The 23,269-nt window shown below is 66.4% G+C and carries 20 protein-coding genes and 1 pseudogene; 9 read left to right on the top strand and 12 right to left on the bottom strand.

Annotation, left to right across the window (positions count from 1 at the left end):
- Window positions 1-36: 36 nt before the first annotated feature.
- From gyrA to dnaA, 7 genes and pseudogenes are all read right to left on the bottom strand, one after another.
- A complete protein-coding gene (gyrA, locus tag RUR_RS35095; protein WP_283139535.1) occupies window positions 37-2,547 on the bottom strand; it encodes a DNA gyrase subunit A in 2,511 nt (836 codons plus the stop codon).
- 53 nt (window positions 2,548-2,600) lie between these two features.
- Window positions 2,601-4,544: a DNA topoisomerase (ATP-hydrolyzing) subunit B gene (gene gyrB / locus RUR_RS35090; RefSeq protein WP_428847043.1), complete on the bottom strand. Its 1,944-nt coding sequence runs from the start codon at window positions 4,542-4,544 to the stop codon at window positions 2,601-2,603.
- A gap of 378 nt (window positions 4,545-4,922) precedes the next feature.
- Window positions 4,923-5,489, bottom strand: a complete 567-nt coding sequence (locus tag RUR_RS35085; protein WP_283139533.1) for a DciA family protein — start codon at window positions 5,487-5,489, stop codon at window positions 4,923-4,925.
- The gene (gene recF / locus RUR_RS35080) at window positions 5,479-6,597 is read right to left on the bottom strand and encodes a DNA replication/repair protein RecF (RefSeq protein WP_283139532.1); all 1,119 of its coding nucleotides are present in this window, start codon (window positions 6,595-6,597) and stop codon (window positions 5,479-5,481) included. Before recF ends, RUR_RS35085 begins: the two co-directional genes overlap by 11 nt.
- A gap of 77 nt (window positions 6,598-6,674) precedes the next feature.
- On the bottom strand, window positions 6,675-7,550 hold the full coding sequence (gene gnd, locus RUR_RS35075) for a phosphogluconate dehydrogenase (NAD(+)-dependent, decarboxylating) (RefSeq protein ID WP_283139531.1): 876 nt from the start codon (window positions 7,548-7,550) through the stop codon (window positions 6,675-6,677).
- 58 nt (window positions 7,551-7,608) lie between these two features.
- The gene (dnaN, locus tag RUR_RS35070) at window positions 7,609-8,745 is read right to left on the bottom strand and encodes a DNA polymerase III subunit beta (RefSeq protein WP_283139530.1); all 1,137 of its coding nucleotides are present in this window, start codon (window positions 8,743-8,745) and stop codon (window positions 7,609-7,611) included.
- A gap of 406 nt (window positions 8,746-9,151) precedes the next feature.
- Window positions 9,152-10,528: pseudogene (gene dnaA, locus RUR_RS35065) on the bottom strand (chromosomal replication initiator protein DnaA); the annotation flags it as partial.
- 953 nt (window positions 10,529-11,481) lie between these two features.
- On the opposite strand from dnaA, the gene rpmH reads away from it, so the two are divergent.
- The 8 genes from rpmH to RUR_RS35025 all read left to right on the top strand — a co-directional run bounded on the left by rpmH (window position 11,482) and on the right by RUR_RS35025 (window position 16,992).
- On the top strand, window positions 11,482-11,619 hold the full coding sequence (gene rpmH / locus RUR_RS35060) for a 50S ribosomal protein L34 (protein ID WP_283139528.1): 138 nt from the start codon (window positions 11,482-11,484) through the stop codon (window positions 11,617-11,619).
- A gap of 112 nt (window positions 11,620-11,731) precedes the next feature.
- Window positions 11,732-12,070 carry a ribonuclease P protein component gene (rnpA, locus tag RUR_RS35055; RefSeq protein WP_428847062.1) on the top strand — a complete coding sequence of 113 codons (339 nt, stop codon included), beginning with the start codon at window positions 11,732-11,734 and terminating at the stop codon, window positions 12,068-12,070.
- Between the two features lie 126 nt (window positions 12,071-12,196).
- On the top strand, window positions 12,197-12,427 hold the full coding sequence (gene yidD / locus RUR_RS35050; protein WP_283139885.1) for a membrane protein insertion efficiency factor YidD: 231 nt from the start codon (window positions 12,197-12,199) through the stop codon (window positions 12,425-12,427).
- 4 nt (window positions 12,428-12,431) lie between these two features.
- Window positions 12,432-13,379, top strand: coding sequence for a membrane protein insertase YidC (gene yidC / locus RUR_RS35045; protein ID WP_283139526.1), 948 nt, complete (start codon window positions 12,432-12,434; stop codon window positions 13,377-13,379).
- A gap of 64 nt (window positions 13,380-13,443) precedes the next feature.
- A complete protein-coding gene (locus tag RUR_RS35040; RefSeq protein ID WP_283139884.1) occupies window positions 13,444-13,938 on the top strand; it encodes a Jag family protein in 495 nt (164 codons plus the stop codon).
- Window positions 13,939-14,176: 238 nt separating this feature from the next.
- On the top strand, window positions 14,177-14,851 hold the full coding sequence (gene rsmG, locus RUR_RS35035; protein WP_428847061.1) for a 16S rRNA (guanine(527)-N(7))-methyltransferase RsmG: 675 nt from the start codon (window positions 14,177-14,179) through the stop codon (window positions 14,849-14,851).
- A gap of 173 nt (window positions 14,852-15,024) precedes the next feature.
- Window positions 15,025-15,981, top strand: a complete 957-nt coding sequence (locus RUR_RS35030) for a ParA family protein (RefSeq protein WP_428847060.1) — start codon at window positions 15,025-15,027, stop codon at window positions 15,979-15,981.
- A gap of 78 nt (window positions 15,982-16,059) precedes the next feature.
- Window positions 16,060-16,992 (top strand): ParB/RepB/Spo0J family partition protein, encoded by a 933-nt coding sequence (locus RUR_RS35025; protein ID WP_283139525.1) that lies wholly within the window; start codon window positions 16,060-16,062, stop codon window positions 16,990-16,992.
- Window positions 16,993-17,626: 634 nt separating this feature from the next.
- On the opposite strand, the gene RUR_RS35020 is transcribed toward RUR_RS35025, so the two are convergent.
- From RUR_RS35020 to RUR_RS35010, 3 genes are read right to left on the bottom strand one after another with little or no spacing between them, the layout of a single operon-like run.
- Window positions 17,627-18,673: a threonine aldolase family protein gene (locus tag RUR_RS35020; protein ID WP_283139524.1), complete on the bottom strand. Its 1,047-nt coding sequence runs from the start codon at window positions 18,671-18,673 to the stop codon at window positions 17,627-17,629.
- Window positions 18,674-18,704: 31 nt separating this feature from the next.
- The gene (locus RUR_RS35015; RefSeq protein ID WP_283139523.1) at window positions 18,705-19,652 is read right to left on the bottom strand and encodes a D-alanine--D-alanine ligase family protein; all 948 of its coding nucleotides are present in this window, start codon (window positions 19,650-19,652) and stop codon (window positions 18,705-18,707) included.
- A 55-nt stretch (window positions 19,653-19,707) separates the two neighbouring features.
- Window positions 19,708-20,955, bottom strand: a complete 1,248-nt coding sequence (locus RUR_RS35010; RefSeq protein ID WP_428847059.1) for an aminotransferase-like domain-containing protein — start codon at window positions 20,953-20,955, stop codon at window positions 19,708-19,710.
- 344 nt (window positions 20,956-21,299) lie between these two features.
- Between RUR_RS35010 and RUR_RS35005 the strand changes: the two genes are divergently transcribed.
- Complete coding sequence (locus RUR_RS35005) at window positions 21,300-21,848, top strand: GNAT family N-acetyltransferase (RefSeq protein WP_283139522.1); 549 nt, start codon at window positions 21,300-21,302, stop codon at window positions 21,846-21,848.
- Window positions 21,849-21,916: 68 nt separating this feature from the next.
- On the opposite strand, the gene trxA is transcribed toward RUR_RS35005, so the two are convergent.
- Together trxA and trxB are read right to left on the bottom strand one after the other, a co-directional pair.
- The gene (gene trxA / locus RUR_RS35000) at window positions 21,917-22,243 is read right to left on the bottom strand and encodes a thioredoxin (protein ID WP_283139521.1); all 327 of its coding nucleotides are present in this window, start codon (window positions 22,241-22,243) and stop codon (window positions 21,917-21,919) included.
- 32 nt (window positions 22,244-22,275) lie between these two features.
- Entirely contained in the window at window positions 22,276-23,205 is a 930-nt protein-coding gene (trxB, locus tag RUR_RS34995) for a thioredoxin-disulfide reductase (RefSeq protein ID WP_283139520.1), read from the bottom strand.
- Window positions 23,206-23,269 lie beyond the last annotated feature (64 nt).

The raw sequence follows: 23,269 nt of genomic DNA, 5'->3' as shown, positions 1-23,269 counted from the left end.
TGTACCGGACCCGGAAGCGACATGGGTGCTCACCGCTTACTCTCCTCCCCCGTTCTCATCCGTCTCCGGCGTGGCCTCAAGCGAGGTCTCCAAGGACTCCGCGTTGCGTGCGACACCGACTACGGAATCTCCCTTGCCCAGGTTGATGAGCTGAACGCCCATAGTGTCACGACCGGTGTCGCGTACCTCGGCGACGCGAGTTCGAATCACACCACCCCCGCTGGTGATGGCCATCACCTCATCGGTCTCGTCCACGACGAGTGCCCCGACGAGATGACCACGTCCTTCGACTATCTTCGCCGCCTTGATACCCAGACCGCCCCGACCCTGTACACGATATTCCTCAACCGCGGTCCGCTTCGCGAATCCGCCGTCGGTGGCCGTGAAGACAAACGTTCCCTCACGGATCACGTTCATGGACAGCAGGTCGTCGCCGTCGCGGAAGCTCATCCCCTTCACGCCGGAGGTCGCACGGCCCATCGGCCTCAGCGCCTCGTCGGAGGCGGTGAAGCGGATGGCCTGGGCGCCCCGGGAGACGAGGAGCAGGTCGTCGCTCTCCGAGATCAGTCTGGCGGCGATCACCTCGTCATCCTCTCGCAGGTTGATCGCGATGAGGCCACCTGAACGCGGTGAGTCGTACTCGGAAAGACGGGTCTTCTTGACCAACCCCGACCTTGTGGCCAGGACGAGGTACGGCGCCGCCTCGTAGTCACGGAGGTCGAGCACCTCCATGATCCGCTCGTCGGCCTGGAGGGCGAGCAGGTTGGCCACATGCTGGCCACGTGCGTCCCTGGCGGTGTCGGGCAGCTCGTAGGCCTTGATCCGGTAGACCCGGCCGCGGTCGGTGAAGAACAGCAGCCAGTGGTGGGTCGTGGTCACGAAGAAGTGGTCGACGATGTCGTCCTGGCGGAGCGCCGCCCCGCGGACGCCCTTACCGCCGCGTCGCTGCGCCCGGTAGAGGTCGGTCTTGGTGCGCTTGGCGTAACCGCCCCTGGTGATGGTCACGACGACGTCGTCTTCGGCGATCAGGTCCTCGACCGACATGTCGCCGTCGTAGGCGATGATCTGGGTCCTGCGCTCGTCGCCGTACCTGGCGACGATCTCGGCGAGCTCCTCGGAGACGATGGTCCGCTGCCGGGTCTCGGAGGCCAGGATGTCCTGGTAATCCGCGATCTGGGTCATCAGCGCGGCGTGCTCGTCGACGATCTGCTGACGTTCGAGCGCGGCCAGCTTGCGCAGCTGCATGTCCAGGATGGCCTGCGCCTGGATCTCATCGATCTCCAGCAGGTCCATGAGGCCCCGCTGCGCGGCGGCGGCGGATTCGGACGCCCTGATGAGCGCGATGACGTCGTCCAGCCGATCCAGCGCCTTGAGCAGCGCGCGCAGGATGTGGGCGCGCTCCTCGGCCTTCCTGAGCAGGTAGCGTGTCCGCCGTACCACCACTTCGATCTGGTGCGTCACATAGTGGCGGACGAACTGATCGAGCCGCAGGGTACGGGGCACACCGTCCACAAGGGCCAGCATGTTCGCGCCGAAGGTGTCCTGGAGCTGGGTGTGCTTGTAGAGGTTGTTCAGCACGACCTTGGCGACGGCGTCGCGCTTGAGCACGATCACCAGGCGCTGGCCGGTCCGCGCGGATGTCTCGTCCCGGACGTCGGCGATGCCGGAGATCTTGCCTTCCTTCACCTGCTCGGCGATCTTCAGGGCGAGATTGTCCGGGTTGACCTGATAGGGAAGCTCGGTCACGACGAGGCACTGGCGTCCCTTGACGTCCTCCTCGACCTCCACGACGGCGCGCATGGTGATCGAGCCCCGGCCGGTCCGGTACGCTTCCTCGATGCCCTTGCGGCCGACGATCAGGGCCGAGGTCGGGAAGTCCGGGCCCTTGATCCGCAGCATCAGCGCGGCGAGGAGCTCGTCGTCGGAGACGCCGGGGTTGTCCAGACACCACTGGACGCCCTCGGCGACCTCGCGGAGGTTGTGCGGCGGGATGTTGGTCGCCATGCCCACCGCGATGCCGGCCGATCCGTTGACCAGCAGGTTCGGGAACCGGGAGGGGAGAACCTTCGGCTCCTGCGACCGGCCGTCGTAGTTCGGCTGGAAGTCGACGGTGTCCTTGTCGATGTCGCGGAGCATCTCCATGGCGATGGGCGCGAGCTTGGACTCGGTGTACCGCATCGCCGCCGCGGTGTCGTTGCCCGGGGATCCGAAGTTGCCCTGCCCGTCCACCAGCGGGTACCGCAACGACCAGGGCTGGGCCAGCCGGACCAGCGCGTCGTAGATCGGGGCGTCACCGTGGGGGTGGAAGGACCCCATGACGTCACCGACGACGCGGGAGCACTTGAAGTACCCCCGATCCGGCCGATAGCCGCCGTCGTACATCGCGTAGAGCACTCGCCGATGTACCGGCTTGAGTCCGTCACGGACGTCCGGCAGTGCCCGGGTGACGATGACGGACATCGCGTAGTCGATGTAGCTCCGCTGCATCTCGACCTGGATGTCGACCGGCTCGATCCGATCGGTGGGCGGCGTGTTCACTTCCGTCACGGGTTGAGGTTCCCTTTCCTAATAAGTCGTACGGCTACCGCGGCGGCTGACCACTAGACGTCGAGGAATCGCACATCCCGGGCGTTTCTGGTGATGAAGTTACGCCGTGCCTCAACGTCCTCACCCATGAGCACGCTGAACATCTCATCCGCTTGGGCGGCATCGTCCAAGGTCACCTGGAGCAGGACCCGCGTGTCCGGGTTCATCGTCGTATCCCAGAGCTGGCCCGCGTTCATCTCGCCCAGTCCCTTGAACCGCTGAACGTTGTCGTGGAGGCGCGGGTCACGGCGTCCCGCGGCGAGCCCGGCCTCGATGATGGCGTCCCGCTCCCGGTCGGAATAGGCGTAGCTCGCGTCCTCGCCCTTCCTGTCCCACTTGATCTTGTAGAGCGGGGGCTGCGCGACGTACACGTGACCGGCCTCGATCAGCGGCCGCATGAACCGGAACAGCAGAGTGAGAAGCAAGGTCCGGATGTGCTGGCCGTCGACGTCGGCGTCGGCCATCAGAATCAGCTTGTGGTAGCGGAGCTTCGCCAGGTCGAACTCGGCGTGGACGCCCGTCCCCAGTGCGGTGATCAGCGCCTGGACCTCGTTGTTCTTGAGGACCTTGTCGATCCGCGCCTTCTCGACGTTCAGGATCTTGCCGCGGATCGGGAGGATCGCCTGGAACTTGGAGTCCCGGCCGCCCTTCGCCGAGCCGCCGGCCGAGTCACCCTCGACGATGAAGAGCTCACACTTCTCGGGGTCCGTCCACTGGCAGTCCGCCAGCTTTCCGGGAAGACCGCTCCCGGACTCCAGCAGGCTCTTCCGCCGGGTGAGGTCACGCGCCTGACGTGCCGCGATCCGCGCCCTGGCCGCCTGGGTCGCCTTCTGGATGACCTCCTTGGCCTCACCGGGGTTGCGCTCGAACCAGTCGCGTAGATGGTCGTTGCACGCCTTCTGCACGAACGACTTGGCCTCGGTGTTGCCCAGCTTGGTCTTGGTCTGACCTTCGAACTGGGGATCGGCCAGCTTGATCGAGATGATCGCCGTCAGGCCCTCGCGGACGTCCTCACCGGTGAGCTTGTCGTCCTTGCCGTCCCTGAGCAGCTTCTGCTCGAAGGCGTACCGGTTCACGATCGAGGTGAGCGCGGCGCGGAAGCCCTCCTCATGGGTCCCACCCTCAGCCGTGTTGATCGTGTTGGCGAAGGTGTAGACCGACTCTGAGTAGCTCTGGTTCCACTGCATGGCGATCTCAACGGAGATCCCGACGTTCTCTTCGCTGAACTCGATGACCGACTGGTGGGCGGCCTCCTTCTTCGAGTTGAGGTGACGGACGAAGTCCGCGATCCCTCCCTCGTAGTGGTACCTGACCGACACCGGTCCCTCGTCCACCCGGTCCGGCCGCTCATCGGTGAGCTCGATGGTCAGGCCGCGGTTGAGGAACGCCATCTCCTGGAACCGCCGGGAGAGGGTCTCGAAGTTCCAGGCCGTGGTCTCGAAGATGTCCTCATCGGGCCAGAAGACGATCGTCGTCCCGGTCTCGTCGGTCGGTTCGTCCTTGGACAGCGGCGCCGCCGGCTTGGAGCCCAGATAGGTCTGCCGCCAGACGTGCCCGTGCAGGCGGATCTCGACGTCGAGTTTCCTGGAGAGGGCGTTGACCACCGAGACGCCGACGCCGTGCAGACCGCCGGAGACCGCGTAGGACTTGCCGTCGAACTTGCCACCCGCGTGCAGCACGGTGAGGACGACCTCGACCGCGGGACGCTTCTCTACCGGGTGCATGTCCACCGGGATGCCACGCCCGTTGTCCACGACACGGACGCCGCCGTCTGAGAGCAACGTCACACTGATGGTGTCGCAGTACCCGGCCAGCGCCTCGTCGACGGAGTTGTCGACGACCTCGTAGACCAAATGGTGGAGTCCCCGCTCACCGGTGGACCCGATGTACATGCCGGGACGCTTTCGGACTGCGTCAAGGCCTTCTAGGACAGTGATTGAGCCTGCATCGTAGGACAAGTGCGAAATCCTCCTGCCGCGGACACGCGGGTGGAGGCGCTGCGTCATGCTTGCTGCGCTACCCCTGCGATGCCCGACACCGTCGTGCTGTGCCTGCCTTGAACTGGCCACCGCCACTCCACAGCGTCGACCCGCCGCCCCCGAATCGGAGCGAGCGCGCCCACGCCGTCCCACCCGCCACTCCAAACAGCGCATCTCAGGTTCCCCTGGCACGCCGGAGCGACACGCAAGCGGACGTGTCCGGAATCCGGTTTCATTCTACCGGCCAACGGGGCTCTAAGGGGCATTGACAGCCGCTGTGGCGCCTTGTCCGCCTTCGACCCTCCCAGGCAAGCATCCCCCCACTGGGAATGGGGGTCTATGGCTCAAAGCGCGGCTCTAGCCGTACGTATCGCGCGGACCGCGGCTTCCGCCCACTCTGAGCCCACCTGCCGACTTGGCTCCGAACTGCGGTCCACGTACCTTGACCCGCCGTACCGTCCCCTCGCCGAGCTCCTCGTTCAACCGCCGCACCAGATTCGCGGCGAGCAGCCGTACCTGCGTCGCCCAGGCGGTCGAATCCGCGGTTATCAGCACTTCGCCGTCCGAAAAGCTTTCCGGCACCGTGTGAACGGCCAGTTCCGGACCGACGATCTCCTTCCACCGGCCGAACACGCCGCCGACGGCCGCCGGCTCCTCCCAACCGCGATCGGCGAGCAGATCGGCGATGGCCCGGCCGAGCAGCTGGGGATCGCCCGAATCACGTCTGATGCCGGCCGCGGGGCGCCGACGGGGCTCGCGGCGGGGGAGCTGCCCTCGTCGCAGCGCGTCCGCCTTCGCCTGAGCGAGCTTCTCCCTGGCCAGCGCGGCCCCCCTGGCCGCGGTCCCGACCGCCGGGGCCGCACCGCGCTCCGACCTGGGCGTGGTACGGGCTCCGCCGGGTCGCTCGACCTGCTCACCGGACACGGTTCACCCTCCCATCCCCAACGTCGAATCTCGCCCCCGCGAGGCTTCCCGGCACGTCCGCCGGAACAGCCGCGGTGATGAGCACCTGTTCGGCTGGGCCGACGAGTTCGGCGAGGTGTGCCCGGCGTTCGGCGTCGAGTTCGGCGAAGACGTCATCGAGGATGAGGACGGGATCCCCTCCGTCGATGCGAAGTAAATCGTACGCCGCCAGACGGAGGGCGAGGGCGAAAGACCACGATTCACCGTGACTGGCGTAGCCACGGGCGGGAAGCTCCCCCAACCGGAGCGCGAGCTCGTCCCGATGCGGCCCGACGAGGGTGATCCCCCGCTCCAGCTCATTGCGCCTGGCGTTCTCCAGGCCCGCAAGGAGCGCGGCCTCCAGCATCGCGCGATCCGGCGAGGTCTCCTCGATCGAGCCGCGGTAGTCGAAATCCGCCGAACCGGACGAGGGGGCGAGCGCCGCGTAGGCCTTGGCCACGAGCGGCCGCAGCGCCGCGACCAGCTCCAGCCGGGCGGCGAGCAGCTCCGCGCCGCAGCGGCTGAGATGGGCGTCCCAGACGTCCAGGGTGGCCGGCGGCCCACCTCGTCCGCGGCCCAGCTGGGCCGCGGACCTCAGCAAGGCGTTTCGCTGTTTCAGCACCCGCTCGTAGTCGGCGCGGACACCGGCGAACCGAGGCGCGCGGGTCACCAGAAGATCGTCGAGGAACCTCCGGCGCTCACCGGGATCGCCCTTGACCAGCGCCAGGTCCTCCGGCGCGAAGAGCACCGTACGCAGCAGACCGACCACATCCCGGGGACGGGGCACGGGGGAGCGGTTGAGCCGCGCCCGATTGGCCCGCCCCGGGTTGATCTCCAGCTCGACGAGTGCTCTGCGGTCACCCCTGACCACGGCCGCGCGGATGATCGCCCGGGCCGCGCCGTGCCGTACCAACGGGGCGTCGGTCGCGACCCGATGGCTGCCGTGCGCCGTCAGGTAGCCGAGGGACTCCACCAGGTTGGTCTTGCCTTGCCCGTTGTCGCCGACGAACGTCGTCACCCCGGGTTCGAAGGCCAGTTCCACGGAGTCGTAGGACCGGAAGTCCGCCAGGGCGAGGTGAGCGACATGCACGGTTCGAGATTAACGGCCCTTGTACGGCCGCCGCGCCAGAAATCGGCCCGCTCACCCGATCCCCGGGCGGACGGAACTCACTTCTTGCTGACCTCGTGCCCGCCGAACTGATGCCGCAGCGCGGCCACGACCCGCATGGCCGGCGAGTCTTCCTGTCGTGAGGCGAATCGGGCGAACAGCGCCGCACTGATCACCGGCATGGGGACCGCGTGGTCGATCGCCGCCTGCACGGTCCAGCGCCCTTCACCGGAGTCCTGGACGTGGCCGCGCAGATCGTCCAGCTCGGGATCCCGCTCAAGCGCGCGGACCATCAGATCCAGCAACCACGATCGGATGACCGTCCCGGTACGCCAGCTCTTGATGGTCCCCGCGACATCGGTCACGATGTCGGACGCCGTGAGGAGCTCGAACCCCTCGGCGAAGGACTGCATCATGCCGTACTCGATGCCGTTGTGGACCATCTTGGCGAAGTGCCCGGCGCCCACGCTCCCCGCGTGCACGAAACCGTCCTCCCCCGACGGCTTGAGCGTCTCGAAGATCGGCATCGCCCTGGCGACCGTGGCGTCCGCGCCACCGACCATCAGCGCGTAGCCGTTCTCCAGCCCCCAGACGCCCCCGCTGACCCCGGCGTCGATGAACTCGATGCCTTGGGTGCCGAGCTTGTCGGCGTGCCGACGGTCATCCACATAGTGTGAATTCCCTCCGTCGATGACGGTGTCGCCGGAGGAGAGGAGCGACCCCAGCTCATCGATGGTCGCATGGGTGGGGTCGCCCGCCGGCACCATCACCCAGACGGTGCGCGGCGCGTCGAGTCGTTCCACAAGTTCCCGCAGCGTGCCGACATCGCTGATCGACGGATCCCGGTCGTACCCCACGACCTCGTGTCCGCCTCGGCGGAGCCGCTCGGCCATGTTGCCCCCCATGCGGCCCAGCCCGACCATGCCGATCTGCATTGCTGACTCCCCCTCTGGCTGCTCACCCGGAATGCGGCTCGCTCGATCCTGTCACACCTCAGCTGGAGAGCCGGATCGGCATGATCAGGTATCGGTAGTCGGCGACGCCCGTGTCTTCCACAGGCTTTCCCCCGGTGAGGATGGCCGGCTTGGTCGAGGTGGTGAACTCCAGCCGGGCGATGTCGGAGTCGATGGCGCCGAGCCCGTCGAGGAGATAACCCGGGTTGAAGGCGATGTCGATCTCATCGCCGTGGAAGTCGGCCTCGAGGACCTCGACGGCCTGCGCCTCGTCGCCGCTCCCCGCTTCGAGGACCACCTCACCCTCCCGGAACGACATGCGGACCGGGGTGTTGCGCTCGGCGACGAGGGCGACCCGCTTCACCGCTTCGACGAAGGAACTCGTCGTCAGGTCGGCCTTGGCGCTGAACGAGCTGGGGAGGAGCGAGCGGTACTTGGGGAACTCCGGGTGCAGCAGACGGGTGGTGGTACGCCTCCCGCCGCTCTCGAAGCCGATCATCCCCTCGCCCGTTTCCTTCGGCGCGCTGAGCGCTATGGAGATCTGGGCCCCGGTGGTCAGGGATTTCGCGGTGTCAGCGAGGGTACGGCCAGGGATCATGGCGATCGCCGAGATGTCCGCCTGCTCCGGCTGCCAGCGGAGCTCCCGTACGGCGAGTCGATACCGGTCGGTGGAGGCGAGGGTCACCTTGTCGCCCTCAAGCTCCATCCGGACCCCGGTGAGCATGGGGAGCGTCTCGTCGCGGCCCACGGCGATGGCCACCTGGGCGACCGCGGCACCGAACACATCGCTGCCGATGACGCCGGCGGGGGGAGGCATCGCCGGGAGGGAGGGATAGTCCTCCACAGGCATGGTCATCAAGGTGAATCGAGCGCTGCCACAGGTGACGACGGCCTTGGATCCCTCCACAACCAGGTTCACCGGCTGTGCGGGGAGCGAGCGCGTGATCTCGGCGAGGAGCTTGCCGGAGACCAGGACGACGCCGGGCTCACCGGACTGGATGTCCAAGGTCACCTGGGCGGACACCTCGTAGTCGAAGCCGGACAGTCTGAGTTGCTGGTCGTCGGTGACCTCAAGACGCATGCCGGCGAGTACGGCCACCGATGGCCGGGCCGGCAACGTCCGTGCCGTCCACGCCACCGCCTCCGCGAGCACGTCTCTGTCGACCCGGAACTTCATGCGGACACGCCTCCTGGCTGTGGGCTGAGCGAGGCCGCGCGCCTCGCGCGCTGACGCCTACTTTTGATTTTGATTCCTCATAGAGAGATAGGTAAGTCACCGTAGTAGGGGCTGTGGATATGGGGATAACCGTAGTTACCGCAGGTCACGCGGCAAGTTTTATCCACCGGCCCTGTGGGTAAACGGTGGGTAACGAAGCGTGCCCTGGGGATGAACATTGGTTATCCCACAGGCCGTCCCCAGATGACGCCCAGTTGTCCACGGCTGTCTGCTGGTTATCCACGACTTATCCACGGGTTATCCACGGGGGGATAAATCGTGGTTTGGTGCCTCATTACCGATTTTCCGTAGTGATCCACAGGGGTTATCCACAGGCTGTGTATTGTCGTGATGCCCCTCCCATAAGTCAGACATTTCGTGATTGCTGCTTGATGCGGTTGGTCAGCTCCGTGACCTGGTTGTACAGCGACCGTCGCTCCGGGAGCAGCTGACGGATCTTCCGGTCGGCGTGCATCACCGTCGTGTGGTCCCGGCCGCCGAACTGCTGGCCGATCTTGGGCAGGGACATGTCGGTGAGCTCGCGGCAGAGGTACATCGCGACCTGGCGGGCGGTGACCAGCCCACGGGACCGGGAGCCGCCGCAGAGGTCGTCGATCGAGAGCCCGAAGTACGCGGCGGTCTGCGCCATGATGGTCGCCACGGTGATCTCCGGGCTGCCGTCCTCGTCGATCAGGTCCTTGAGCACCGCCTCCGCGAGCGGAAGGTCGACCGGCTGACGTTGCAGGCTCGCCCACGCGGTGACGCGGATCAAGGCGCCTTCGAGCTCCCGGATGTTGGTCGAGATCTTGCTGGCGATGAACTCCAGCACGTTGGAGGGCGCCGCCGAACCCTCCTGGATGGCCTTCTTCCGCAGGATCGCGATACGCGTCTCCAGCTCGGGGGGGAGAACGTCGGTGAACAGACCCCACTCGAACCGGTTGCGCAGGCGGTCCTCCAGAGTCACCAGCTGTTTGGGTGCCCGGTCACTGGAGATCACGATCTGTTTGTTCGCGTTGTGCAGGGTGTTGAACGTGTGGAAGAACTCCTCCTGCGTCTGCTCCTTGTTCTCCAGGAACTGGATGTCGTCCACCAGGAGGATGTCGACGTCCCGGTAGCGGCGCCGGAATCCGTCGGCCTTGCCGTCCCGGATCGAGTTGATGAAGTCGTTGGTGAACTCCTCCGAGCTCACGTACCGCACGCGTGCGCCGTCGTACAGACTCTGGGCGTAGTGGCCGATGGCGTGGAGCAGGTGTGTCTTGCCGAGCCCCGAGTCGCCGTAGATGAAGAGCGGGTTGTACGCCTTGGCCGGGGCCTCGGCCACCGCGACCGCGGCCGCGTGGGCGAATCGGTTGCTCGACCCGATGACAAAGGTCTCGAAGGTGTACTTCGGATTGAGCCGGGCCGGCTCCGCGGGCCGTCCCCCCCGGGAGTCCCATCCTCGGCTCGGCGGAGGAGGGGCCGGAGCGAAGGACTCCTTGTCGCCACGGGGGTTCTGAGCCGGTGGGGCGGACTCCGTCGTCGCTCTGTCCCCGTCTTCCTCCGGCGTTAGGGACAACTGCGGCTGTGCCTGTGGATAACTTGTGGATTGTGCACCGTACGGGGGTTGAGGGGGGTCGTACGGAGGCTGAGGGGGATAGGGGGACGACTGCCCGCCCGGCGAGCCGTAAGCCTGCTGCTGGGAACTCTGCACATACGGCGGCGGAGCGGCCGGGGGAGCGGGATACCCCGGTGCCGAAGGCGGTTGCGGATAAGGCGGCGGCTCTCCATAAGAGGAGTAGGGCGAGATGTCCGCAGGCTGCGACGGGTAGGCGGGTCCCGGCGGCGGGAGCATCGGGACACCGGACTCCGACGTGCGCACAGCCTGCTGTTTCTGCTTCTCCGCGCGTTCGGCCGCGTGCGGGTCTATGGTGACGGCGACTCCGATGGGCCGTCCGATCTCCCGCGACAGCGCATGCACGATCACCGGGCGCAGCCGGTTCTCCACCACATCCTTGGCGAAGTCGTTAGGTGCGGCGAGGAGTGCGGTATCCCCGAGGAGGCCGAGAGGATGGATCATCCCCAGCCATGCGCGTTGCTGAGGCGGGACGGTTCCGTCGGCGAGTCCCTCGATCGCGCGGAACCACACCGAGGCAAGGTCCTCGTTCTCCACCGCTCAGCTCCCCCTCACCATCGGCTGGCTGTGCACATCCAGCTTGTTTTCCACACGCCGTCGTCTGCTCGACTGCGGGTCCCGCTTCTCAGGACCGCATACGGTATCCGCCTCGCAAGGTTATCCACATCAATACCCTCAGGTTGTCCACATGGTTATCCACAGGGTGTGAATAGTTAGCTCATCGACGTTGCCAATGGTGTTCATGGGTTTGAGGGGAGCGTCTGGAGGGTTGACCCTAGCCGTGTCCACAGCCCGCTTCAAGACGGGCTGTACACAGGCGCGTCGTTGTCCACAGCCTAGGGGAGTGGGTGGCGATCCCGTGCCGGGGGTTGTGGATAATGGTTGGGGTCACGTGCGAAACGGAGGGCGCCAAGACCGAGTCGGTTTGACCTGAGGTCTTCCCTGCCCGTAACGTACGACGGTCGGCTTGTCGCGCGACGGTCCTTTGGAGTGCGTTGGGTCGGCCCCTGTGGCCGTACGGCACCGGCCTCTCCCCGGCAAGCACGTGACATGGAATAACCAGCTTTCGGACCTGGAGCCCACGAGTGAGCAAGCGTACCTACCAGCCGAACAACCGTCGGCGCGCGAAGACCCACGGCTTCCGGCTGCGCATGCGCACCCGGGCCGGCCGTGCCATTCTCGCCGCTCGTCGCCGCAAGGGCCGTCAGGAACTGTCGGCCTGACCGTGAACAGGCGCGGGCGCCTGCGGATCGCCGGCTGCGGTGTTCCGATCGGGCGCCCGCTTTCCTGACCTCAAAGAGATCAGGTAGCGGAGTGTTGCCGACCGAGTCTCGTATGCGGCGGCGTCAGGAGTTCAGCCTGGCGGTCCGGCGTGGGTCTCGTGCTGGACGCCCCACGCTCGTCGTACACCTGGCGGACTCCGGTAAAGAGGGCGATCCGCCGCATGTCGGTTTTGTTGTGAGTCGTGCGGTTGGCGGGGCTGTTGTGCGTAGTCGCGTTAAACGACGATTGCGACATCTCATCCGGGAGCGTCTGGACGCACTACCGCAAGGTAGCCTGCTTGTAGTGCGCGCCAACCCCCCAGCCGCTCATGCCTCGAGCGAGCAGCTGGCCGCCGAGCTTGAGATCGCACTCCAACGTTTGCTCAAGCGGCATGGCGCGGCAGGCCGCTAAGGAGAAGCCCGCATGACGGTGCACGACAGACAGATGGCCCCGGCCACGGCGGCAGCCGTACCGGCCGATCGGTCGTCGCGCGCACGCGCGGACGTTCCTGATCGCCAGGTTTCGCCGGTCGCTCGGATGCTGATGACGGCGATCGGTTTCTATCGCCGCTTCATCAGCCCGATGCTCGGGCCTCGCTGCCGGTTCGAGCCTTCGTGCAGCGCCTACGGCTTTGAGGCGATAGCCGTGCACGGCGCGCTCCGGGGGACCTGGCTGACGGCCCGCAGGATCGGCCGGTGTCATCCGTTCCATCCTGGAGGTTTTGACCCGGTGCCCCCGCGCGGGGACAACGTTCCGAGGGGAGACTAGCTAGGTGGAAATCTCCTGGCTCAATTGGCTCTACACGTCTGTGGCCTGGGTGCTGCAGAAGATCCACGCCGGCTACAGCACCTTCCTGGCGCCGGACAGTGGGCTGAACTGGGCTCTGACCATTGTGACGATTACCGTCATCATGCGGATCCTGATCTTCCCGCTGTTCATGAAGCAGATCCACTCCTCTCGGAAGATGCAGGAGCTCGCTCCCAAGGTTCAGGAGCTGCGCAAGCGTTACAAGAACGACAAGCAGCGGATGAACCAGGAGGTCATGAAGCTCTACCAGGGCGCCGGTGCGAACCCGCTCGGGGGATGTCTTCCGCTGCTCGCCCAGTTCCCGATCTTCATCTCGATGTTCACCGTTCTCCAGGCGATGGCAGCGGGACCGGCCAAGTTCGGGATGACCCAGGAGTTCGTGGACAGCGCCCGTGCCGCGCACATCTTCGGCGCCCCGGTGCCCGCCACCTTCTTCACCAGTGCGGCCGACATCGAGAAGTTCGGTGCCGACCCCGTCGTGACGAAGGTCGTGCTGGCCGTCTTTGTGGCGCTCAGCTCGCTGACCACCTTCCTCACCGTCCGGCAGAGCGTGACCCGCTCGATCGCGCAGATGCCGGACAACCCGATGGCGCAGCAGCAGAAGATCCTGATGTACATCTCGCCGTTCTTCGCGTTCTTCAGCCTCCAGTTCCCGCTGGGCCTCATCCTTTACTGGGTGACCACCAACACCTGGACCCTGGTGCAGCAGCACTGGGTGTACAGCCGTTATCCGGCGCCGGGCGCCGAGGAGGACACCGCCAAGGCCAAGGGCTCCACGGGTCTGATGGGCAAGTTGAAGCGCGGTGGCAAGGCGGAGCCTGAGCCCGTCGAAGAGCCACCCGCTCCTAAAATCGTGAGGCAGCAGCCGAATCGCCAGACACGCAGCAAGCGCACTGGTAGCAAGAAGAGCTGACCCTCGCTCAAGTCTGTTCATGCCTTCGAAGGAGAGCCCGGCAGTGACCGAAGCCCAGGCGAGTATGGCGACTCCCGAAGTCGCGGAGCGTGTAGTACCCGACGTCGCCGCGTTGGAACAGGAAGGTGAGATCGCGGCGGACTACCTGGAGGGTCTGCTCGACATCGCCGACTTGGACGGCGACATCGACATGGACGTCGAAGGCGACCGTGCGATGGTCTCCGTCGTCGGGATCGAGGGTGGGGATCTGGTCGGGCCGCACGGCGAGGTTCTGGAGGCGCTGCAAGAGCTGACCCGCCTCGCCGTCCACCGCCAGACCGGCGAGCGCTCGCGTCTCATGCTGGATGTGGCCGGATACCGGGAGCGTCGCCGGGCCGAGCTGACCAAGCTCGGCACCGAGGTGGCCGAGGAGGTCCGCCGGAGTGGAGAGCCGAAGCCGCTTCAGCCGATGACGCCCTTCGAGCGCAAGGTGGTCCATGACGCGGTCGCCGCGGCGGGCCTCCAGAGCGAATCCGAGGGGGAGGAGCCCGAGCGGTACGTCGTGGTTCTTCCTGTCTGACCGTAGTGGTCCCAGGCCGCCGTCTCCATGGAGACGGCGGCTTTTGGTTTGTACGGGGACTTCGGTCCGCGAAAGGCCGGGGGCACCATGACATATGCCATGAAAAGCGACCGGCAGCGGGACGGTACGACGACACAGTCATGACCGAAGCCGACCTGGACCAGGGGAGCGGCTACCCTTGCAGGGGTTGGAGCGGCGTAATGGGTTTTCAGGGGCTCTTTAAGGGTTGAGTGAGAAATTGTCGGACACTATTGAGCTGCCGGACGCCCCAGAAGCGGCATACACCGTGTTCACCGGGCCGGCCTGGGAGCGAGCGGTGACCTATGCTCGGCTGTTGGCGGGTCCCGCTGTGCTCCGTGGTTTGGTCGGCCCCCGGGAAGTCGCCCGAGTGTGGGACCGGCATCTGCTGAACTGTGCGGTCGTCGCCGAGGCGATTCCGGAAAACGCTCGCATCGTCGATATCGGCTCGGGGGCGGGGCTTCCCGGCATTGTGATCGCCATCATTCGCCCGGACGTCTCGGTCACCCTGCTGGAGCCGTTGCTCCGCCGTACCGTCTTCCTCTCCGAATGCGTGCAGGAGTTGGGACTGCGCAATGTCGAAGTCGTGCGTGGGCGCGCCGAGGAGTTCGCGGGGGAACGCGCCTTCGACGTCGCGACGGCACGCGCCGTCGCACCGCTCGACCGTCTCGCGAAGTGGGCGCTGCCTCTGCTCAGGCCCGGGGGAGAGCTGCTGGCGCTGAAAGGGGAGCGGGCGGCGGAGGAGATTGAGCAGGCACGTCCCCAATTGCGGGCTCTCGACGCGCAAACGGCTGAGCTAGTGACGGTTGGGCACGGTAAAGTCGATCCGCCTGCCACTCTCGTTCGTGTGGTAGCCGGGAGCCGGCGGAGTCCGCAGCGCAAACGGAAGAGGTGACGGTCATGCCGGAAGGTCTGGGCTGGCCGACCGCGACTGACGGCAGGCTCGACGACCGTCCCTCGGGACTTGGGTGGCCTGGAGAATCAATGAGTTCTGAGCGCGTCAACACGGCCAACGGTGCGACTTATCCGGTACAGACACCGTTCGGCGCAGACAACACGACCCAAGCGATGGGAGTGACCGCGCCACAAGGGGAGGCACCCCTGGTGCGGGAAGCACTCAGCTCAGTTGTTTCACGTGAAACACTGCGATCGCCTGGTGTACCGGAGGTCTCTTTCGTCGCCCCCCAGGCTGAGGCAGGCCGGCGACACAAGACCGACGCCGGGTGGCCGAAGCCGGCTCGCTGCCGAGTGCTCACGGTGGCCAACCAGAAGGGGGGAGTGGGTAAGACCACGACGACGGTCAACCTGGCTGCCTCCTTGGCGATGAACGGCCTGCGGGTGCTCGTCGTCGACCTGGACCCTCAGGGAAACGCGTCCACCGCCCTCTCCGTCGAACACCGGGGTGACATTCCCTCCGTCTATCAGATGCTGGTGGAGGACATGCCGCTGGCCGAGGTGGTGAAGGAGGTTCCGGAAATGCCGGGCCTCTACTGTGCCCCGGCGACCATCGACCTCGCAGGCGCGGAGATCGAGCTCGTCTCGCTGGTCGCCCGTGAGTCGCGGTTGAAGCGGGCGCTCATGGCCTACGACGCGATGGAGCTCGACTACATCCTCATCGACTGTCCGCCGTCGCTGGGACTGCTGACCGTGAACGCGCTCGTCGCCGGCGACGAGGTGCTCATCCCGATCCAGTGTGAGTACTACGCGCTGGAGGGGCTGGGCCAGCTCATCCGCAACGTCGATCTGGTGCGGGCACACCTCAACCCCAATCTTGAAGTCACCACCATCCTGCTGACGATGTACGACGCACGGACGAGACTCGCGTCGCAAGTCGCGGGTGAGGTGCGGTCCCATTTCGGCGACGTCGTACTTCGCACGGTGATCCCGAGGAGCGTCCGTGTCTCAGAGGCGCCGAGCTACGGTCAGTCCGTCATGACATACGACCCGGGATCGAGCGGTGCCCTCGCCTACAAGGACGCGGCACGGGAGATGGCCTTCCGCGGGGCGCAGAAGACAACCGCATAAGTGGCTTCGACCGGATTTTGGGTGAGGTGACGATACGCTCGCCCTGACCGGTGGTGTTCGAGAGTGCGGGAGTAATCGGTGAGTCAGCAACGGCGGGGACTGGGCAAGGGCCTGGGCGCTCTCATTCCGATGGGGCCACCACCGGTCGCCGACGGGGCGGTGTCCGTCGTGCCGGCGGGTGCGCCGGTAGGGGGAGCTCATTTCGAGGAGATCCCGATCTCGACGATCGAGCCCAACCCGTGTCAGCCTCGGACCGGTTTCGACGCCGACGCATTGGACGAGCTCGCCGCCTCGATCCGTGAAGTCGGTCTCCTCCAACCGGTGGTGGTGCGGCCGGTCGGGGAAGGCCGCTACGAACTCGTCATGGGGGAGCGGCGGTGGCGCGCCTCCAAGATCGCTGGTCTGGAGCGGATTCCGGCGATCGTGCGGATCACCCATGACAACGATCTGCTGAGAGACGCCCTCATCGAGAACATCCAGCGTCAGCAGCTCAACCCCCTCGATGAGGCCGCCGCCTACCAGCAGCTGCTCAACGACTTCGGTGCGACGCATGAACAGCTCGGTAGCCGGATCGGACGGTCGCGCTCTCACATCACCAACACCCTCCGGCTCCTCAACCTCCCCCCCAAGGTTCAACTCCGGGTGGCGGCGGGCGTGTTGAGCGCCGGCCACGCCCGCGCCCTGCTCGCTCTGGAGGATCCCGCAGCGCAGGACAGACTCGCCCAGCGGATTGTCGAGGAACAGCTGTCCGTCCGCGCGGTCGAAGAGATTGTGGCGATGGGGGATGCCTCCGCGGCTCCACAGGTGCGGGCGCGTCCGATCCGGCAGCCCGCATCCCCCGGTCTGGTGAGTCTGGCCGATCAGCTTTCCGATCGCTTCGAGACGAAGGTGCGAGTCGACCTGGGTAAGAAGAAGGGCCGGATCGTGGTTGAGTTCGCGACGATGGACGATCTGGAGCGCATCATCGGGGCGATGGCGCCCGACGCCGTGGAGAGCATGCACGCCGAGTAGACCGCATCCGCCTCACGGTGCAGGCCTGAACGTGAAACCCGATCGGGCTGCCCTGCCCGGTATCGGCGGCGAATGTGTCGGCCCCTTGGCGCGCTGGACCCTTCATCGATGGGACCTCTCCTCCGGAAGTCCGGATTTGGAGGGCCCGGTGAGTCGTGCGGTGTTTCACGTGAAACCTGGCCGCTGTGGAGCTGTGGCCTGTGGTTCCCGGAGCGGCTTCCTCCCGGACATCGGTCGAAGCGATCCAGGTAAGGCCGAAATGCTCAGCCCCCAGAGAATCATGCGGTGTTTCACGTGAAACCCGGTCTGGCTGCCCCGGCCTGGAGTGGCTGCTCAGGTATCGGCAGACCCCCACCGGTAGGCAGGCGGTCAGTCGACCTCTCCTCCGGAAGTCCGGATTTGGAGGAGCCCTGGTGAGTCGTGCGGTGTTTCACGTGAAACCTGGCCGCTGTGGAGCTGTGGCCTGTGGTTCCCGGAGCGGCCTCCTCCCGGACATCGGTCGAAGCGATCCAGGTAAGGCCGAAATGTTCAGCCCCCAGTGAGGCCGGTCGCCATTGGCCGATCGGTCGGCGCCGGCCTCCGCGAAGTCTGAAGTGCGGTGCCGGTGTTTCACGTGAAACAGGGGAGAGGTCGCCTACCCCAGACTGAGGACCTCCCGGGTATCGGCGATGAGCGCGTCGACCTCCTCTTTGGTGGTCTCGAACGACGTCACCCAGCGGACCACCCCGTTGGCCTCATCCCAGACGTGGAACCGATGCCGCCGCTGGAGCTCTGCGATGGCGTGGCCGGGGAGCCTGGGGAAGACCGCGTTCGATTCGACGGGATAGTGGAGCGAAACCTCGGGGAGTCCGGCGACGCCCTCGACGATCCTCCGAGCCATGGCGTTGGCATGCGCGGCGTTGGCGTGCCACAGACCTTCGGTCAGCAGCGCCACCCACTGCGCGGCGACGAACCTCATCTTCGAGGCGAGCTGCATGCCCTGCTTGCGGAGGAACAGCGCCGAGCCGTCGAGGGAGGGGTTGAGTACCACCAGAGCCTCCGCACCCAGTGCCCCGTTCTTGGTGGCGCCGAAGGTCAGCACGTCGACACCGGAATCCGTGGTGATCTCCCGGAGGGAGCAACCGAGGTGGGCGGCGGCGTTCGCGAGCCGGGCGCCGTCCATGTGGAGAAGGAGACCTCGGGAGTGGACCGCGTCCGCGAGGGCGGCGATCTCGGCGGGTGTGTAGCAGGTGCCGGTCTCGGCGACTTGGGAGATGGAGACCACGTGTGGCTGGGCGGCCTGGGTGAAGCCGAGAACGGAGAGTCTGGGCAGGATGTCGTCCGCGGTGAGTTTGCCGTCCTCGGTGGGGATGGGGATCAGCTTCACGCCGAGGAAGCGCTCGGCGGCTCCGCATTCATGGGTGTTGATATGGGCGGTGGCCGGGCAGAGCACGGCTTCGTAGGGTCGGAGCATCAGGCTGAGACCGACGACGTTGGCCCCTGTTCCGTTGAACATCACATACGCGGTGCTCTCGGCACCGAATTCATGCCGGAAGAGGTCGTTCATCCGCCGGGTCCACCGGTCGGCGCCGTAGGCCGGCGCGTCTCCGATGTTGGCTTCGGCGATGGCGGCCATCACGGCCGGGTGGACACCGGCGTGATTGTCGCTGGCGAAGTTCGCGGGGGTTGTGGCGTTGGGCATGCGGACAGAGTAGTCCGGCGGAATCGGGTGGCTAGCGGGCTCGTGCCACTTCGAGCAGCCCGCGGCACACGGCTCCGAAGTCGTGTCCCGCGGCTTCGACGGCCATGGGGAAGGTGCTGACCTCGGTCATGCCGGGAGCGACGTTCACCTCCAGGAAGTGCGGCTGTCCGAAGGCGTCGACGATGAGGTCGGTGCGCGACAGGTCACGCAGTCCGAGTGCGCGATGCGCGGTGACCGCCATCTCGGCGCACGCGGCCGACACCTCCGCCGACAGGCGGGCGGGGGCGAAGAATTCGGTACGGCCTGCGGTGTACCTGGCCGCGTAGTCGTAGACGCCGCCGTCGGGCGTGATCTCGACCGGCGGGAGGGCCCGCGGCCCCTCGCCGAGATCGATGACGGAGACCGCGATCTCGATCCCGGAGATGTACCGCTCGATCAGCGCGGTGTCGCCGTACGCGAAACAGCCGACCATGGCGGCGGGAAGCTCTTCCGCCGCGTGGACGACCGAGGCGCCGAGGGCGGAGCCGCCGCGTGACGGTTTGACGAAGAGGGGCAGCCCGAGGCGCGCGACGATCCGGGAGAGTACGGCCGCCGCACCCAGATCGTGGAACGTCTCCTTGGGGAGCGCGACGGAGTCGGGCGTGGGCAGGCCGACCGAGCGGATCGCCGCCTTGGCCGTGGGTTTGTCGTAGGCGATCCGGCAGGCGTCGGGTCCCGCACCCACATAGGGGACGTTCAGGAGTTCGAGGATCTCGCGGATCGCCCCGTCTTCTCCGTTGCCTCCGTGCAGGGTGACGAAGACGGCGTCGGGTGGGTCGGCGAGCACCGTCGGCACCAGGCTCGCATCGGCGTCGCGGGTTTCGACGTCGACGTCGATGCTTCGCAGTGCCTCGCTGACCCTTCGCCCCGACCGGAGTGACACTTCCCGCTCGTAGGACAGTCCACCGGCCAGCACGAGAACACGGCCGAGATCGCTCATCGAGTCGGGCCTTCCTTCTTCCGCCATATCAGGGTGGGACGATACCTGCCGGGTCTCACGCCAGGTTGGGGCCTGGGGTGTCCACGCCGGATCGGCCGCGGTTGGTGACAGAGCCGAAGGTATCGCGAAGTTCCAGTTCTTCCCTGATTACCCCCGCGAGTCGCCGTACCCCTTCCCGGATGCGACTCGGCTCGGGATAGCAGTAGGAGAGCCGCATGTGCTGGGAGCCCTCGTCGCCGGCGTAGAAACCCGTCCCGGGCACGAAGGCGACCCGGGCGTTGACGGCACGGGGCAGGATCGCCTTGGAGTCCAGCCCTTCGGGCAGGGTCATCCAGACGAAGAAGCCGCCGCCGGGCCTCGTCCAGGTGCACCCGGGTGGCATGAGTGCCTCAAGTGAGGTGAGCAGGGCGTCTCGGCGCTCGCGGTACAGCTCGCGGAAGGTTTTGATCTGTTCGCGCCACGGCTGGGTGGCGAGGTACTGTCCGACGGCGAGCTGGGCGAAGGACGAGTGGCTGAGTACGGCCGATTCCATCGCGAGCACGAGTTTTTCCCGTACGGCGTGCGGGGCCAGTGCCCAGCCGACCCGGAATCCGGGCGCGAGGGTCTTGGAGAACGACCCGAGGTAGACGACTCCGTCGGCGTCGGAGGCGCGGATCGCCGGCAGCGGATCCCCGTCGAAGCCGAGCAGGCCGTACGGATTGTCCTCGATGATCAGCAGGTTCGCGCGCTGGCAGATGCGGAGTATCTCGGCCCGTCTCGCCGCGGTCAGGGTGACGCCCGCGGGGTTCTGGTAGTTGGGGATGGTGTACAGGAACTTGATCCGTCTCCCGGTCGCGGCGAGACCGGTGATCGTCTCTGCGAGCGCCTCGGGGATCAGCCCATACTCGTCCATCGGTACGTGAACCACGGTGGCCTGATAGGCGGAGAAGGTGCCGAGCGCGCCCACGTAGGAAGGCCCCTCGGCCAGGACCACGTCACCCGGGTCGATGAAGATCCGGGTGATGAGATCGAGCGCTTGCTGGGATCCGACGGTGACCACGACGTCGTCGGCGTGGGCGTCGATCCCCTCCAGGCGCATCACCTCGCAGATCTGCTCGCGCAGATGCGCGTCACCTTGGCCGGATCCGTACTGCAGGGCGACCGGGCCGCGTCTGGCGACGAGATCGGCGACAAGTTCGCCGACGACGTCGAGGGGGAGGGCTGTGACGTAGGGCATGCCGCCGGCGAGCGAGACCACCTCGGGTCGCGACGCGACGGCGAAAAGAGCTCGGACTTCAGAAGCGATCATCCCGCGGGCGCGCATCGCATAGCGGTCGACGTAGGCGTCGATGCGCGATCCGTGGGGCGGACGAGACTCTTCGGGGACTCCGGGGACGTGTTCCCCGTGAGCCTCCGTGTGACCATGTGACATGGCCCACCTCCCGTTGTCGCCAAGAAACCAGGGTACGGCAGAGCATCACATCGAACTCACACTGCCCTAGCTGGGTTACGATGCCACCTGGAGACGCCGCATTCGCGTGGTTTTCTTTCGCACGGCTCTCAAACCCGCTGATCAATTCGGCAGAGTAGGGGTGGAGAGTGTCTCGTCGGCTCGCCAACATCACGTTGGACAATGTGGACGATCTCCCTCGCCGGTGTCGTCACTGCGTGTTCTGGGAGCTCGATCCCATGAGCGGGGAGCGGGCGGTGAAGGCGGGCGATCCCGGTCTGGAGAAGGAGGCCTGGGTCTCCACCACCCTCCTCGAGTGGGGAAGCTGCGGCAAGATCGCATATGTGGACGGTGTGTCCGCCGGCTTCATGATGTACGCGCCGCCGATGTACGTGCCGCGTTCCGTTGCGTTCCCCACCTCGCCGGTGAGCGCCGACGCGGTGCTGCTGATGACCGCCCACATCATCCCGGAGTTCTCGGGCGGAGGGCTGGGGCGCATGCTCGTCCAGGCGGTGGCGAAGGATCTGACCCGACGGGGCGTCCGGGCGATCGAGGCGTTCGGCGATCTGAAGTGGGAGCAGCCGTCTTGCGTGATGCCTGCTGAGTATCTCCTCGCGGTGGGGTTTAAGACGGTACGGCCGCACATGCGGTTTCCACGGCTCCGGCTGGAGCTGAAGAACGCCATCTCCTGGCGTGAGGACGTCGAGGTGGCCTTGGAGCGGCTCCTGGGCTCAATGAGTCCTGAACGCGCTCTACGCCCCGTTTAAGGGCCTTTCCGGGGCATCTGGCGGCATGTCAAAGCCCCTGGGAGATGCTCACCAGGGGCTTTGATCGACTAGGAGATGTAGTCCTCGAGCTCGCGGAGGAGCCTCGCCTTGGGGTGGGCGCCGATGATCTGCTTGACGACCTCCCCGCCCTTGAAGACGTTCATGGTGGGAAGCTTGAGGATTCCGTAGTCCCGCTGGACCTCCGGGTTCTCATCTATATTGATCTTGGCGACGGTCAGCTTGTCCGCGTGCTCCTTCGCGATCTCCTCAAGGATCGGCGCGATCTGCCGGCACGGCCCGCACCACTCCGCCCAGAAGTCGACGAGCACCGGCTTGTCGCTCTTGAGGACCTCGCTGCTGAAGGTCGCGTCGGTCACGGTCTTGGTAGCGCCCACGTGTTGACTCCCCTGCGTGAGTGTTTGGTGATTCAGGAGTTCTCCGACAGCCAGCGCTCGGCGTCGAGCGAGGCCGCACAGCCGGTACCCGCCGCGGTGATCGCCTGGCGGTAGGTGTGGTCCACGACGTCACCACAGGCGAACACGCCAGGCAGCTTGGTCCGGGTGCTGGGCGACTCCACGAGGAGGTACCCCTCCGAGTCGAGATCCAGCTGCCTCGTGAAGAGCTCGGTCCGCGGGTCGTGCCCGATCGCGATGAACAGGCCCGAGGCGGGGAGGTCGCTCTCCTCGCCGGTGACGACGTTGCGCAGCCGTACCCCGGTCACCCGGTCTTCGCCGTGGACGTCCACGACCTCGCTGTCCCAGATGAAGCGGATCTTCTCGTTGGCGAAGGCCCGGTCCTGCATGATCTTGCTGGCGCGGAGCTCCTTGCGGCGGTGGACCACGGTCACCGAGCGGCCGAAGCGGGTGAGGAAGATGGCCTCCTCCATCGCGGTGTCGCCGCCCCCGACGACGACGATGTCCTGCTCGCGGAAGAAGAAGCCGTCACAGGTGGCGCACCAGGAGACGCCGTGGCCGGACAGCCGCTTCTCATTCGGCAGGCCCAGCTCGCGGTACCGGGAGCCGGTGGCGATGATCACGGACTTGGCCAGATGCACCTGATCACCGGTCTTGACGACCTTGGGGTCGGCCTCCAGGTCGACCTCGGTGACGTCGTCGGCGACGAGCTCCGCCCCAAAGCGCTCAGCCTGCTTGCGCAGGTTGTCCATGAGATCCGGACCCATGATGCCGTCGGGGAAGCCCGGGAAGTTCTCCACATCGGTGGTGTTCATGAGGGCGCCACCTGCCGTGATGGAGCCCTCGAAGACGAGCGGCCTGAGTTCGGCCCGGGCCGCGTAGATCGCTGCCGTGTAGCCGGCCGGGCCCGACCCGATAATGATCACATTCCGGACGTCACTCACGAGGTTGCCTTTCGTCGGGGCTGAGGGCCGCCTCCCGGGCGTGCCAGTGGCGACAACAGATCCT

The sequence above is a fragment of the Rhizohabitans arisaemae genome (assembly GCF_025996515.1).
Taxonomy (GTDB): domain Bacteria; phylum Actinomycetota; class Actinomycetes; order Streptosporangiales; family Streptosporangiaceae; genus Rhizohabitans; species Rhizohabitans arisaemae.
The sequence above is the reverse complement of the archived record's forward strand: the minus strand, read 5'-3'. Positions and strand labels throughout refer to the sequence as shown.

Bases quoted from the DNA above. Each gene is read 5' to 3' on its own strand.
- dnaN (WP_283139530.1), bottom strand. From the start codon at position 8,745: ATGAAGTTCCGGGTCGACAGAGACGTGCTCGCGGAGGCGGTGGCGTGG.
- RUR_RS35040 (WP_283139884.1), top strand. From the start codon at position 13,444: ATGGCGACTCCCGAAGTCGCGGAGCGTGTAGTACCCGACGTCGCCGCG.
- rnpA (WP_428847062.1), top strand. From the start codon at position 11,732: ATGCGGCGGCGTCAGGAGTTCAGCCTGGCGGTCCGGCGTGGGTCTCGT.
- RUR_RS35010 (WP_428847059.1), bottom strand. From the start codon at position 20,955: ATGCGCGCCCGCGGGATGATCGCTTCTGAAGTCCGAGCTCTTTTCGCC.
- RUR_RS35030 (WP_428847060.1), top strand. From the start codon at position 15,025: ATGGGAGTGACCGCGCCACAAGGGGAGGCACCCCTGGTGCGGGAAGCA.
- gnd (WP_283139531.1), bottom strand. From the start codon at position 7,550: ATGCAGATCGGCATGGTCGGGCTGGGCCGCATGGGGGGCAACATGGCC.
- yidD (WP_283139885.1), top strand. From the start codon at position 12,197: ATGCTGATGACGGCGATCGGTTTCTATCGCCGCTTCATCAGCCCGATG.
- RUR_RS35020 (WP_283139524.1), bottom strand. From the start codon at position 18,673: ATGCCCAACGCCACAACCCCCGCGAACTTCGCCAGCGACAATCACGCC.
- RUR_RS35015 (WP_283139523.1), bottom strand. From the start codon at position 19,652: ATGAGCGATCTCGGCCGTGTTCTCGTGCTGGCCGGTGGACTGTCCTAC.